General features: G+C 42.8%; 9 protein-coding genes and 1 pseudogene. 2 read left to right on the plus strand and 8 right to left on the minus strand.

The genetic code is table 11. The features are described from left to right. Nucleotides 1–458: 458 nt before the first annotated feature. Nucleotides 459–755, minus strand: a complete 297-nt coding sequence (locus F6K63_RS23850) for a helix-turn-helix domain-containing protein (RefSeq protein ID WP_287313279.1) — start codon at nucleotides 753–755, stop codon at nucleotides 459–461. A gap of 12 nt (nucleotides 756–767) precedes the next feature. Next, nucleotides 768–1,172: pseudogene (gene tnpA, locus F6K63_RS23855) on the minus strand (IS200/IS605 family transposase). 78 nt (nucleotides 1,173–1,250) lie between these two features. Between tnpA and F6K63_RS23860 the strand changes: the two are divergent. Beyond that, the gene (locus F6K63_RS23860; RefSeq protein ID WP_287313280.1) at nucleotides 1,251–2,576 is read left to right on the plus strand and encodes an RNA-guided endonuclease InsQ/TnpB family protein; all 1,326 of its coding nucleotides are present in this window, start codon (nucleotides 1,251–1,253) and stop codon (nucleotides 2,574–2,576) included. Between the two features lie 11 nt (nucleotides 2,577–2,587). Here F6K63_RS23860 and F6K63_RS23865 read toward each other — a convergent pair whose 3' ends face one another. The 5 genes from F6K63_RS23865 to F6K63_RS23885 form a co-directional block, all read right to left on the minus strand. Next, complete coding sequence (locus F6K63_RS23865; protein ID WP_071107009.1) at nucleotides 2,588–2,860, minus strand: hypothetical protein; 273 nt, start codon at nucleotides 2,858–2,860, stop codon at nucleotides 2,588–2,590. A 543-nt stretch (nucleotides 2,861–3,403) separates the two neighbouring features. Next, complete coding sequence (locus tag F6K63_RS23870) at nucleotides 3,404–5,500, minus strand: ABC transporter ATP-binding protein (protein ID WP_287313281.1); 2,097 nt, start codon at nucleotides 5,498–5,500, stop codon at nucleotides 3,404–3,406. Between the two features lie 101 nt (nucleotides 5,501–5,601). Next, nucleotides 5,602–7,275, minus strand: coding sequence for a flavin-containing monooxygenase (locus F6K63_RS23875; RefSeq protein WP_287313282.1), 1,674 nt, complete (start codon nucleotides 7,273–7,275; stop codon nucleotides 5,602–5,604). 196 nt (nucleotides 7,276–7,471) lie between these two features. Beyond that, a complete protein-coding gene (locus tag F6K63_RS23880; RefSeq protein ID WP_071107006.1) occupies nucleotides 7,472–8,347 on the minus strand; it encodes a class I SAM-dependent methyltransferase in 876 nt (291 codons plus the stop codon). A gap of 615 nt (nucleotides 8,348–8,962) precedes the next feature. Beyond that, a complete protein-coding gene (locus F6K63_RS23885; RefSeq protein WP_071107005.1) occupies nucleotides 8,963–9,508 on the minus strand; it encodes an EF-hand domain-containing protein in 546 nt (181 codons plus the stop codon). 468 nt (nucleotides 9,509–9,976) lie between these two features. Here F6K63_RS23885 and F6K63_RS23890 point away from each other — a divergent pair, with 468 nt between their 5' ends. Beyond that, nucleotides 9,977–10,123: a hypothetical protein gene (locus F6K63_RS23890; protein WP_287313283.1), complete on the plus strand. Its 147-nt coding sequence runs from the start codon at nucleotides 9,977–9,979 to the stop codon at nucleotides 10,121–10,123. Between the two features lie 81 nt (nucleotides 10,124–10,204). On the opposite strand, the gene F6K63_RS23895 is transcribed toward F6K63_RS23890, so the two are convergent. After that, complete coding sequence (locus tag F6K63_RS23895; protein ID WP_287313284.1) at nucleotides 10,205–13,177, minus strand: arylsulfatase; 2,973 nt, start codon at nucleotides 13,175–13,177, stop codon at nucleotides 10,205–10,207. Between the last annotated feature and the right edge of the window lie 430 nt (nucleotides 13,178–13,607).

Genomic DNA, 13,607 nt, shown 5'->3' on the forward strand with positions numbered 1-13,607 from the left:
GATAATTGATTGACATTACTGGCTAGTTAAACTAGCCTTTAGCAAAGAGAGCAGGGAGTAGATGACAGGTAACAAATAAATCACAATTTATTTTTGCTTGCTATTAAATTAACCATAAATTGTGATTTCAATAAATCCTTTATGATCAATAGTTTTTAAGGATTACGTAGTATCTTAGCAAGCTAAATTAATTCTACACTTAATAATAAAAAAATAATGGGACATAAAAATAACAATTATGTCTCATAGTCTTAGGAATCTCTCTGTAGTCCTACTTTGAACCATTAGTATTATTTTTAGTAATGGGTAATGGTACTAGAGTAATCACAATTACCTTAGCCATTACCCAAGCCTGACAGTAGCGATGCTACCTGGATATCAAATCTCCCCCATCTCCCCATCTCCCCATTTCCCCATCTCCCCACACTTTTATGATGGGTATTTAACCGGACTTGATATTAATCTGGGGGACACAGGAAATTCTGGAGTTTTTCAGGCATTTCTTCAAAATTCTCCAGAAGGAAATCCATTATGGCCAGATGATACAAATCAATGGGCATCGGAGAGCGATAGTTATCACCTCTGGCAAACCAGCGCTGTACTGTGGCATCACTACGGGAGCAAATACAGGCGATGACCTCGTAAGTCACTAACCATTTGCGATAAAACTTTTGTGGTGTCATCCCCAATTGGCAGTTACTGTAGCGCTGGATTAAGGCTTGGTCTTGTTCGGTTAGAGGACGGGGCTTTTTCATAAAGCCACCTTCTTATCCGTGGTGAGGGTCGTTGATATACCGCTGAATAGTTTCACTACTCACCTTCCCTGCGGTACTAAAAAAATAACTATTAGTCCAAAGAGATGGCAGTTTTTTTAATTCAGGGAACTCTTTTCGCAATTAGTTTGCACTTCTGCCTTTGAAAGCCCTGACTACTTGATAAATAGCATCTGTTGGATTTATCTCTACAAAAAGGTGAATATGATCAGGAGCAACCTCTAAAGCTTTAATATTCCAGTTCTTCTCCGAAGCTATCTCAGTAAAAATTTCGTAAATCCTATCCCTAATCTTTCCTACCAATACCTTTTTTATTCTTTTCGGTATCCATACTAAATGTACAGTACACACCCCGACCGCATGGTTGTAGTGTCTGTACTCAAAACCGCTCTTTCTCAATTTATTTTATCTCCGGACTTGCTGTTGTTTTTATTGTAGGTTAATATATAGTTAACGACAAACTACTGAGGGTCGATAATGGCTAAAAAAAAGTTAAAAGTAGGGGTTCAGCAAATCCTTTTACACCCGGACAAAGAGACAGAGGCAATCCTGAATTATCTTTGTGAGCAGTCAGGGAAACTGTACAATATGGGAGTTTACTTTTCTCGTCAAGTGTTTTTCAAAACAGGAAAACTACTTACAGGTAAATTCGACTTGATATATGAAAAAAGCGTAGGAAAGACGATTGTAGCTAAGTCTCTCCCCTCCACCCCAGCCCAGCAGACATTGATGAGTGTGGCCGAAGCACTTAAATCCTATAAGAAGCTAAGAGAGTCTTGGTTCAAAGGGGGTTTAAAAAGTAGACCGAAGCCTCCTGGATATTTGAAAGGGAAAAAGATGTTTAAAGTCTCTTATCCAAATTCAGGAGGGCAAAAGCCAAAGAGACATGAAGACTTAATTACTTTTTCTCTGGGATTAAATGTAAAGAGATGGTTTGGAATCAAAAACTTCTCTCTGTCTTTTCCTAGTAATTTAGAAGATATAAAAATAAAAGAATGGACTATTTTACCTAAAAATGGGGCTTTTTACCTAGAAGTATCTTATGAGATACCAGAGTCAGTCCAAGTCAAAGATAAAAGCAAAGAGGCTTTGAGTATAGATTTAGGGACTTCTAGTAATTTAGCGGCTTGCGTTGACACTTTAGGAAATTCTTTTTTAATAGACTGTCGTGCCATGAAGTCCTTTAACCAATATTGGAACAAGCAAGTCTCTACAAGAAAGAAAGGTAGAGCAAAAGATTATTGGGATAATTGGCTTGATAGGGTTACTCGGAAACGGAACCATCGGATGAGAGATGGAATAAATAAGGCCGCTAAGATAATAATCAACCATTGCCTTGAATACAGTATTGGGACTATAGTCCTAGGCTGGAATGAAGGTTTTAAACAATGCTCCAATATGGGTAGGATAAACAATCAACAGTTTGTTCAAATACCTTTAGGGAAGCTAAAAGATAGGCTATCTCAGTTGTGCAGTTTACACGGAATCCATTTGGAATTGACGGAGGAAGCTTACACCAGTAAGGCCAGCTATCTTGATGGAGACTCCCTACCTGCTTATGGAGAAAAACCAAGTGGGTGGAAAGCATCAGGAAAGCGTGTAAAGCGCGGTCTTTATAAGACTTCAAATAAGTCAATAGTAAATGCTGACTTAAATGGTAGTGCAAATATCTTGAGAAAAGTAGCCAGAAAGCTAGGCATAGACCTATCCAGACTGAGTAGACGGTGTTTGACTACCGTAGCGAAGATTAGACTTTGGACGTTACCTAAGTTTATCTTGTCAGCAGAATCCCCGCGTCTTTAGACCGGGGAGTGTCAAAAAGCCTCCTCTACTGCTAGAGTTTCTAAGTCTTGTTCCCAGGCTAGTAGGGTTATGGCTGGTGAACTGCAAAAGTCTAGCGCTAGCGCAAAATGAGGTGGCAAATCCGCCACTGACAGCGATGTCGGGTATCGCGATATCAGGGATCTATGACTATACCCCAGTTCATAGTCAGTGTGGGACAGGCTAGAAGCCTGTTCCACAGAAGCCTGTTCCACCGTTTGTTGGTAGGGGTGACCCTCACCATCAGGGTGAATTGGTTTTAGCATAGGATCTATCTCCTTGTGTTAATGGAGGAGCCAGAAGCCAGCGTTTGCCATGGAAACTTTGCGCTGGCTTCTTTCTATCTCCTTATCTCCTTACTTTTATAATAACACAAAACATCTAAATACTGCAAAAACGTTAAAAAACTTAAAAAACTAATTTGGGAGGAACGTCAATTGCTTTGCGACCATTCAAAATTATCAATTCAAAATTAAAAAATACCCCCGAAATGAATTCAGAGGCTTGTATTTGTTGTCAACAATTCAAAATTATAAGGCTAGTAATTTTGTAAGCCGTCAGCCGTCAGCCGTCAGCCGTCAGCTAAAAGCTCACGCTACTTGAGGTGCTTACAATAAACCTAGAACGAGATAATTTAATAATTCCAGATTAATGAGAATTGAAAGTATGGGGAAAATTCCATGACTCCTGGCACAGACTTCGAGGCTGATAGCACCTCAAGTAGCGTGCGCGTAGGGCATTAGCTGATAGCTTATGTAATTTTGAATTTTTAATTTGGCATTTTGAATTTAAAAAAAATAACCTTTCCCTTAATTAACAGACCATGGATCACTAATCTCAGAATTAATAGACCATGGATCATTAATCTCAGGTATTTCCATAGCTTGTCGTCTGTGTTGCTGCTGTTGAATCCGATCGAGAGTACCAGTGGGAATAGAAGCAATCAGCTGACGAGTATAATCCTGTTTCGGTTCTCGATAAATACTGTCAGCGGGACCAATTTCTTCAATTTTGCCCTGGTTCATTACCATAATGCGATCGCTCATGAATTTAACTACACTCAAGTCATGGGAAATGAATATATAGGTTAAGCCGAAATCCTCCTGCAATTGTTTCAGCAAATTCAGGACTTGTGCCTGTACGGAAACATCTAGAGCAGAAACGGATTCATCACAAATGATAAACTTAGGATTAAGAGCGAGTGCCCTAGCAATACAGACCCGCTGGCGCTGACCTCCAGAAAATTCGTGAGGATAGCGATTCATCCAGTCAGGATTTAAATCCACTCGCTCCAACAACTCAGCCACGCGATCGCGTTTTTCCTTACTATTACCCCCAACATCATGAATCAATAGGGGTTCCATCACTGCTTCCCCAATCTTTAGTCGTGGGTCGAGGGAACTAAAGGGATTCTGAAACACAATTTGCATTTCACGGCGTAATTGCCGCAAACCCATACCCTTGATTTTGGTAATCTCTTTACCATCAAAGTTTACTTCTCCACCCATTGGTTCAATCAAGCGCAGCAATGTTCGTGCTAAGGTAGATTTGCCACAACCGGATTCTCCTACTAAGCCCAAGGTTTCACTGGGATAAACATCAAAGGATACTCCATTGACTGCCATCAGATAGCGTTTCGTCCCGCCAAATACGCCTCGAATGGGAAAGCCTACCTGTAAGTTACGCACCGAAACTAATGGTTGTGTGGTTGTTTGGTTGAAGGTTGTTCGCGTAGCGTGGCCTTTTGGCCAAGGTTGGGAGGTTGAAGGTTGGGAGGTTGAAGGTTGGGAGGTTGAAGGTTGGGAGGTTGAAGGTTGGGAGGTTGAAGGTTGTTCGCCTTTAGCGTTCCCGTAGGGTAGGTTATCTGACGAAGTTTGAAGCTGGAACCGGTCAACATTCAACCCTTTTGATTTTTCTCGGATTACCTCTTCCCCACTAGCAGTAGTTACCACCTCCATGAAGTCAGAAACAGTTGGTAGGTATGTTACAGTTTTATCCAGAGTTGGGCGACAGGCTAATAATCCCTTGGTGTAGGGATGGTTTGGCTCAGAGAAAATTTTCCAGACATCACCCCTTTCCACAATTTTGCCTTGGTACATCACCGCTACGCTGTCAGCAATTTCCGCAATTACCCCTAAGTCGTGGGTAATAAAAATCATGGACATCCCTCGGGTATCCCGTAACTCCCTCAGCAAATCCAGAATAGTTGCCTGTACGGTAACATCAAGAGCAGTAGTGGGTTCATCAGCAATCAACACATCAGGGTTACAAGAAATTGCGATCGCAATCATCACCCGCTGCAATTGACCACCAGACAGTTCATGGGGATAGCGCTTTAAAATTTCCCGTTTTTGCTGGTTAATGTGGCGATTAATTAGCCGTTCCCCCGGTATAGCTTGACCAGGGTTCTCCCGACGGAATTCCTCTAGAAAACTCTCCCTCAATTGTTGATCGCTAGGGAGTAGCTTGACCTCTTGAAGACGAGCCATGGCTTGACGCCTTGCTTCTTTTAGGGAAACATCCTGGTGTTGCAGAATCGCTTCTGTCAGTTGAAACCCACAGGTATAAACTGGGTTAAGGGAAGTCATGGGTTCTTGGAAAATCATTGAGATTTGACCACCCCGGTAGGACTGCTTGTGATCAGGACTCAGCCCTAGTAAATCCACCCCTTTTTCCCGAGTTGAGGGTCGGAAGTAAATCTCCCCATTGGTAACCTTACCAGGATAAGGTATCAAACCCATGATGGCCAAAGACGTGACTGATTTCCCAGAGCCTGACTCCCCCACAATCCCTAGGGTTTGTCCTCGACGCAGTTGAAAGTCAATGCTGTCAACGGCTGTGACCTGTTTTACATCGGTTTGGAATTGGACTTTCAGATTATGGACGTCAAGAACAGTGTCAGTCATGGCATTCAAGAGGATTAAGTCAACAGAGTTAACTTAAATCATACAAAACTTGACTCTAGGGTTTACTACCTACTCCCTACTGCCCTTCTTGATGCAGTCGCTCATGGTTTGGGTTCTGTGTGCGGAACCTGCGTCCGCACCTTGTAAGCCCCGTGGAAACCCCCTTTGGCGGCGCTGCATCGCTGATTAAGCCATGAGGGTGATTGGCCTTTGTTTCTGGCCAAATTCATAGCAAAATAGAGCGAATTCATCAACCCCTTAACTACAGCCTTGAACCCATATATCACACGACCTCTTAGACCAGCTTTGATAACGTGATTATTGAATGGAATCACTGGTAACTTCTTGATCAGCTCTTGAGCCAAAGCTTTCTTTTGGCCTGGTCCTCGTAAACGAAACTGGGTACCTTGGGTCGGACCATATACGATGGTAAACCAGAGCCGAGGATGTAAGAAAAAGTATTTCCACAAGGGCGGTTTGCACCCAATTAAATCAGCTAGCTCGTCGATGTATATATGATAATCAAGCAAGCTTCGGATCCGAGCAGCATTATGTTCAAACTGTTCTAAATATTTGGCTTTATCAATAGATGCCACCTGCTCCATTTCCTCAGAAGCAGGAAGAGTTCGTTTACCAGTACAAATCAAGGCCAAAAATCTGGCTTGCATTTCCGTAACAGGAAACTGACTGCCAATGGCAGGACGTGCCCAACCAATCCAAGCGATTTTATCCCGATACAAGGCATGAAAGATATGTTTGTAAAGACTCCGGGGGTCAGTTTTTCTCAAGTGCTCAGGTAGGAAAGACACATAGTTTTTGTAGCCTGTACAAAATACTACCGCATCCACGTTTTCAAGGGTTTCCCCATCAGCCGCGATCAATGTCCTGCCACCATCTTTTACCTTTACTATTTCGCCGACCACTTGACAGCCATGATACACAATTGCCTTGGGTAAGGATATATTTTTAGTTCCGTATGTACCCCAGACCCCTTTTTTAGCCTTAACCTTCTGATTTAGCTCAACTATAGTATCATGAACTGGATGGTTTTTGCTCAACTCTAATCGGAAGATAAGTTTGCTCAAAGCATCTCCATAGTCCCTTGGTAGACCGTATACACCGCGATGGCTAGCAGTATCGGCAGCATAGTCACCTCTCTTCCTGGGTATTATCCACCCAGCTGAATTGCGAAGGCTGACCCAGCACTTGTTGGCGACACGAGATATTTCTAGGGCGATGTCTGAAGCTGACTCACCTCCCCCAACCACTAATACCGTCTTGCCCACAAAGTTATCGGCATTACGATAGTCCTTGGAATGGGAAAACTCCACCTCAGTTAATAAATCTTTCCACTCTGGATAATTTGAGATACTGTTGTTACCAATTGCCAAAGCTACCCGTTTGGAGTGCAAAATATCTCCAGAGGCTAATTTAATTTCCCACCCTTGATTTTCTTCAGGAGTGAGTGCTACAACTTTGGAATTGAAACGAATTTTATCTAAAACACCAAAATGTTTGGCATAGCTCTTCCAATAGTCAACCGCTTCGTTCTTTGTCCAGAATTTGTGCTGATTCCCATCACCTATCCAGAAGTCCGAAAACATACTAAATGCGCAAGATGTAGTCAGCACTAAACTGTCGTAGGCATTGGCATAAACCCCTCCCAAATCCTCTGCTTGCTCTAAACAGATTACCTGGCCTACACCTTGCTCTAGTAATTCTTTGGTAGTAACTATACCAGCTGGCCCTGCTCCAATCACGATGCAATCTAACATACTATAGCAATTCTGATACTGCTCAGTACAAAGCTTAGCATTTGAAGGCAAAAGGCATCCATTCAAAAGGCAATATTAAAGATTATCTTAAGTTCATGTAGGGTGGGCAGTGCAGCAGACAGATAATTAAGCTTGCAAACCATGTTGGTAGGCACTGCCCACCCTACGATTAATGACAATGGTGCCAGATCTCAGTTTAACTTCCGATATCGGTAGTAAGCACAAAAACAAATGAATCCGCGAGTGTAGATTCGGCAACAGCAGGATTAATCCCCAACGGTTGCCAGCAAGTTAGTTGGTCTAATACATTGAGGCTATTATAAGCCTGAAGCTGAAACCCTTGCTCCCTTACAAACTGCCTAACCTGATCGAAATTGTCAAAGATAGTATCTGTGTCTGAGGTTGCTGTCATTCCTCTGACTGTCTGGCTCAATTTTTGCCAAGCTGGGCTATTTCGCCGTACCCTACTCAAATATTCTTTTGTAATTAAATCAGGGGTTATCCACACACCACCATAAACCTGAAGCAACTCCCGGACATTAGCAAACAACCGCTGTTTTTGATTAAATGTCAGGTACAGCAGTAGTCCCTCGCATATTACAGTAATGGGCGTTTGGGAATCTAGATAACCTACATCGATAGGGAATTGGCTGGGTTGACTAGTGGCATCAATCCCAATAAAGTGCAAGTTTGAGCGATCGCCAATTAGCTGTTTCACCAGTTGCTGTTTGCGCGTTATCATCCCTGGCAAATCACTCTCGATAAAAGTCGTAGAAGGGTTACCAGACATTACCATACCCCGTGACACCAAACCGGAGGCTAGTTCAAGGATTTGAGTTTTTTGAAATTGAGCCATCACTTGATTGATAGCTTTATACCGACCTTCAAATAAAACGGCTACTTCACAGGATTTATCGGATTGTTGTTTTTGTAACTGCTCTACAAAAGCTTGAGCATTAACCAATTGTGCTAATTCTTGCCCATAAGGAATGTCGGTAAACTGTCTGGCATAAGCCACTAGTAACGCTGTGGGACTGATATTGTCGAAGGAACTAGTTGGCACCTGCATCATTAGCAATTGGGAATTGGGGATTTAGGGAATAGTAAAAAGGGGAAGCAAGTTTCCCCTTCAACACTGGGCGCTTACTTAGCAACATTTCTGTGACAGGAATATTAGACCTCTTGCAAAAGTATTTTTCTAATAGTGTTCTTGATGCAAAGCGCGAGTGGGGGAAACCACGGCAATAGCGAGTGGGGGGAACCCCCAAGACCGCGCTGCCTCCCCAAGACCACTTAGGTGCGCTTACAGTCGTCGAATTAAATTCGCCACGGGTCGCACCTCTGCATCGCTTTGCGTCAATTCTTGTCCACTGTTCCGGTGATCCGCTGTTCCCTGTTCCCGACAACTGCCGCGAAGTCTATTGTAAGGTTCTATGTAAGCATTCAGCCGTCAGCTATCAGCTAATGCGCTACGCGCACGCTACTTGAGGTGCTAATGCGCTACAGATGGTGCTACTTGAGGTGCTAGCAGGCGCTTTAACTGCACAGGGTCGGATCAGAGGAGCAGGGGTTTTCAACCAGCCGTACCAGCACCGTCTTGTTTACTACCTCCCGTTGATTTGCTGACGGCTGACAGCTGATAGCTGTTGGCGTAGCCTGCGCGTAGCGCATATGCTTACCGTTCTATCTACCCTTGACCAAAGACAAAATTACCAGGTGCTTCGGGATCTTCACTACGGAAGAATTCATCGATCAGCTCGATATGTTTTTCTTTAGAAATGGAGTCATCATCCTTTAAATTAAGCCGTTTGAATACCTCGTTAGCCAAATTTTCATCACGTCCGGCGCTTCGATACCATTGTCTGTATTCCTCCAAATCCAGTTGCTCATCCCCATTAGTATCAAATAAGCTAAAGACGAAACCGGCGATGCCCTTTATTTCTGCTTCATAAGCGTCTTGGTCATTAAGGATATTCTCGATATATACCAACCATTCCTCTAAAGATATCCTATTGTCACGATTGGTGTCTGCAAACTTTTGCATACTATCCCAACGAGACATTAACTTCGATTGAAAGGAATTGTAGTTGGGTGAGCCTGGCTCCCAGCTGCGAAGCTGAGAGTAGCTTTCTAGGAAGCGCTCAAAATCCGCTTGCTCAATGAAACCGTTATTGTCGGCGTCATACATTTCAAACAATCTTGGGAATTTCTGCTTCTGAAATTCAGTTAGCATAATTAATTTCTCCAGGGAGTAATAAATTCAAGTTTACACTAAGTTTACACCCTCGATAACTAGTGGGACACAATTAATACACCGTTGGTTACAGCAACAGCTGATGGTCAGGGTAAAAACAGCATCAGCTGATAGCTGAATGCTTACAAAACAGCTAATATAGCCTTGGTAATAAATTCATAAAAAAAACTATTTGTCAAGGATTTGTTTATAAATTTTAATCAAATTACCCAACTCTTGCTATTATTGGTATTTGGGAATTTGCCTTTCTATACCAGAGGGAAAATTAACGTTTAATCGTTGTGTGTATAAGTTGGCGATATGCTCTGCTGCGCTGTATGCGATCGCTAACTAGATAACGCCCTTCCTAAACTTATAAAATTATCAAAGATTATAATTAGCAAACCATTAGATATTTGATCACATTTTTCCTAAGATAAAAAACTATTTATAACGTTTCTCATAGCTATGAGGTACACAATATTTTTTACCTCTTGCCTCTTGCCTCTTGCCTCTTTCCTCTTTCCTTTTGCCTTTTGCCTTTTGCCTTTTGCCTTTTGCCTTTTGCCTTTTTATATTAATCCTATATTAACATCTCAAATACAAACCCTATAAAAAAAAGGGCGATCAAATGACCGCCCTTTGTGAGTCGATGACTTCAGGATTTAAAACTTACAGCATGTAATTTCAAGTAGGTTAATTGTTTGTTGACGTCACTGTGTCAACACACTTTGTGCCGTTATTTGTTGTTCCTGCACCGGAAATATCAACCGTGACTGTATCGAGTGTGCCGTTAAAATCAAACGGAAGAGTATATTCATCACTTACAGGAGTTCCGGTATCGAAGCCAACATCAAAGGTTTCATCAATAGTGAAACGACTAAGCAGGCTTTCCTCAAGACAGCCTTGTCCTATTTGCTGATCGTTGGCATACAACGTCACAGTTGCACCAGCTTCATCTTGATCAGAATCGGGCAGATAAACAACTTTCAACGATAAATCACCAGAATCGATCGGATCGTCCGATACAATCGGAGTATGCTTAACGTTAGACAGGTTGTAGTTATACTCTAGCTTGTGGTCTTTATTGATAAAGAAGCCATAGCCAGCAAAGCGACCACCAAATGTTGCTAACATTCCCTCTGGCTCAGTACCCTCAGGAATTGTGACATTTGCTGTAATGGTGTGATACTTGTTTCTGACATCAGGTATTGCACCTTCTGTGACCCGTATCTTGTCGGGGTAGGTGAATTCAGTCCGATCTCCTTGAACCCAACTAGGCCTGAGGGCAACGTCATAACGCTCAATCTTGCGATCGTCCAAAGGTAGAACATTGTAACGGGCTGCCTCAGCATAGAAGAGGTTGACCATCTCATCTAATTTGTTAGGACATTGGTCAGCCAAGTTGTGGGCTTGAGCATAGTCATTAAGGGAAACTGTGGTACTCCCATCATCAGGGTAATCAGAACTAGGAAACTTAACGTATGGCTGATCGCAATATAATCCCTCAATAGAAACCTGGTTTTCTCCATTCTCATCCAAACTGATTTCACCAGTTCCGCAATCTTCGATGCAGTACAACTCCCAATTCATATGTAGCAGTGTTTCATCTGCTATTGGATCAGTATCCCAGGGAATACTGCGGATAGCACTGGCCATCCAGCCCTTACCGGTAATAGTTACGTCAGGATTATCTGGGTCAGGATAATCTAGCTCATGATTGTAAATACCTTGGTTCCCTAACATCTCGAAGTACTGAGTAGTGTGGGTACTCTGATGATGAGGGTGATTGAAGGTATGAAAGAAGCTAGTGCCCTCCATTGGCTTTTGAGCAATGCCATCAACTTCCACAGGAGCATCGATACCGATTGCTTCTAGAATGGTCGGCATAATGTCGATGGCGTGACTGAACTGGTAGCGAGTGGTGTTGTGGTGTGTTACATCTATGCCATTCGGCCAGGAAACCACCAAACCGTTGCGGGTTCCACCAAAGTGAGAGGCAATTTGTTTGGTCCACTGGAAAGGAGTGTCCATCGCCCAAGCCCAAGCTGCTGGGAAATGGTTGTAGTATAGATAGCTACCTAGGGTGCCATCGTCAACTGCTTGCACTTTATCTTCAAAGGGTTCTTCGATCTGATTGAATACACTCAATTCATTCAGCAATCCTTGCAATTCACCCTCAGCACTGGAGCCATTGTCACCAACAATATAGAAAATCAGGGTGTTATCAAGTTTGCCCATGTTTTCAATTTCTTTGATAACACGACCCACTTCATGGTCTGTTTGAGCTGTGAAAGCTGCAAACACTTCCATCATGGCGGTGTAGACATCTTTATGATCTGGTTCTAAGATGCCCCAGGGCTGTAGAGAGAGTGGACGCTTAGTTAAGTAAGCATCTTCAGGAATTACACCAAGGTCTTTTTGTCGTTGGAAGGTCTGGTCACGGTAGTAGTCCCAACCTTTGGAGAAATCGACACTATTGTCAATAATGGTCTGCACTTCCTCCAGAGTAAGGTCGCTGCCCATGGCTTTTTCTAAAGCGGCCTTGACCTTTTCCAAAGTTGAGCCTCCAGAGCCAGCATCCGGATTATTAGCGACTATGTTAGTGTCGGAGTTTTGGATTTCTTGAATGGCAGTAACCAAATTCTGAACATCCAAGTCACCGTCGATCACTTTGCCTAACATAGCTTTAATCTCTGCCAAATCAAAGAAGCTACCTTTAGGGGAGGCGACAACAGGCTCTAAATTTTCAACTTTATTTTCAACTTTCTTGGCTTCTTGAATTGCCTTAATGGCGTCAATCCATTTCTTCGGCACTTGGTGTGGCGCGTGGGTAGCACCAGTGGCAAAGTAAGCAAAGAAAGGCTTCTGGGGAGCAACGGCATTGAGTTGGCGCAAATGGTCAACGGCGTGGTCCGCTAGGTCAACAGTTAAGTGGTAAGGAGTGCCGTCAGCATTGGTGTCTGGTGGCTGAAGGCGAGTGGTGTTTTCTACTAGAGAGGCTGGATGGTATTGGTCAGTGGAGCCACCAACAAAGCCATAAAAGTAGTCAAATCCTAAATTGGTAGGCCAATGGTCAAAAGGACCGGCGATGCTAGTTTCCCACTGAGGTACGTTGTGGTCTTTACCATACCAGGAGGTGTCGTAGCCATATTCATGGAGCACCTTGCCAATGGTAGCTGTACTGTCAGGGATGATACTGGAGTAGCCAGGAAATCCTGTACCCATTTCTGGAAGAATCCCGTTGCTAGCGGAATGGTGGTTATGTCCAGTTAACAATGCGGAGCGAGTGGGGGCACAGAGGGCAGTGGTATGGAATTTTGTATACCGGAGGCCATTCTCCGCAAGTGTGTCGAGAGTTGGAGTTGGAACAGAGCCACCGAAGGTATTTAACTGGCTGTAGCCAACGTCGTCGAGCAACACAACCAGAATATTAGGGGGATTCTCTATGCCATAGAGCTCAGGTGATTCCAACGCTGGTTTCACCTCATCGCTATAGGGATCCGTAGAATCTTCGTAGCTTAGGCCAATTTTGGCGGTGAAGGGTTGTGCTGGATGGGGCAGCATTTGCTGCGCCAGTGCCGGGGCAGGAAAAATGTTCCCTACCGAAAACACAGCCATCAGGAAAGATAGGACGATTACTTTCGCCCTTCTTAAGATTTTTCTCATGGTTTTTCGACTTCCTAACAGTCGCTAAGTTCAGGCAATCGTTGCCAACGTTTTTAACATTATCAGAGTTTGCGATCGCATTCTAGTTATATTTATTTTTCTAATCAAAGGGGTTAAGGCTAATCTCTAGGGATACTTATATATATAATCTTTATAATCTTTAATTTTACTTAACTAGAGGATATTATTGAAGTCCTTATCCAGTCAGGGTTTTAGCCAAAGTGACTTTTGTGAGTTATCAAAAATAATTCTAGTTTATTTATTATTTCTTAATATAAACAAAACTTATATATTAAAAGTAAGACAAGTAAGACAAGTAAGACAAGTAAGACAAGTAAGACAAGTAAGACAAGTAAGACAAGTAAGACAAGTAAGACAAGTAAGACAAGTAAGACAAGTAAGACAAGTAAGACAAGTAAGACAAGTAAGA

The organism is Moorena sp. SIO1G6, assembly GCF_010672795.1.
In the GTDB taxonomy this organism is placed as follows: Bacteria; Cyanobacteriota; Cyanobacteriia; order Cyanobacteriales; family Coleofasciculaceae; genus Moorena; species Moorena producens.

Coding starts and splice junctions, on each gene's coding strand:
- F6K63_RS23895 (WP_287313284.1), bottom strand. CDS start 13,177: ATGAGAAAAATCTTAAGAAGGGCGAAAGTAATCGTCCTATCTTTCCTG.
- F6K63_RS23880 (WP_071107006.1), bottom strand. CDS start 8,347: ATGATGCAGGTGCCAACTAGTTCCTTCGACAATATCAGTCCCACAGCG.
- F6K63_RS23865 (WP_071107009.1), bottom strand. CDS start 2,860: ATGCTAAAACCAATTCACCCTGATGGTGAGGGTCACCCCTACCAACAA.
- F6K63_RS23885 (WP_071107005.1), bottom strand. CDS start 9,508: ATGCTAACTGAATTTCAGAAGCAGAAATTCCCAAGATTGTTTGAAATG.
- F6K63_RS23860 (WP_287313280.1), top strand. CDS start 1,251: ATGGCTAAAAAAAAGTTAAAAGTAGGGGTTCAGCAAATCCTTTTACAC.
- F6K63_RS23850 (WP_287313279.1), bottom strand. CDS start 755: ATGAAAAAGCCCCGTCCTCTAACCGAACAAGACCAAGCCTTAATCCAG.
- F6K63_RS23875 (WP_287313282.1), bottom strand. CDS start 7,275: ATGTTAGATTGCATCGTGATTGGAGCAGGGCCAGCTGGTATAGTTACT.
- F6K63_RS23890 (WP_287313283.1), top strand. CDS start 9,977: ATGAGGTACACAATATTTTTTACCTCTTGCCTCTTGCCTCTTGCCTCT.
- F6K63_RS23870 (WP_287313281.1), bottom strand. CDS start 5,500: ATGACTGACACTGTTCTTGACGTCCATAATCTGAAAGTCCAATTCCAA.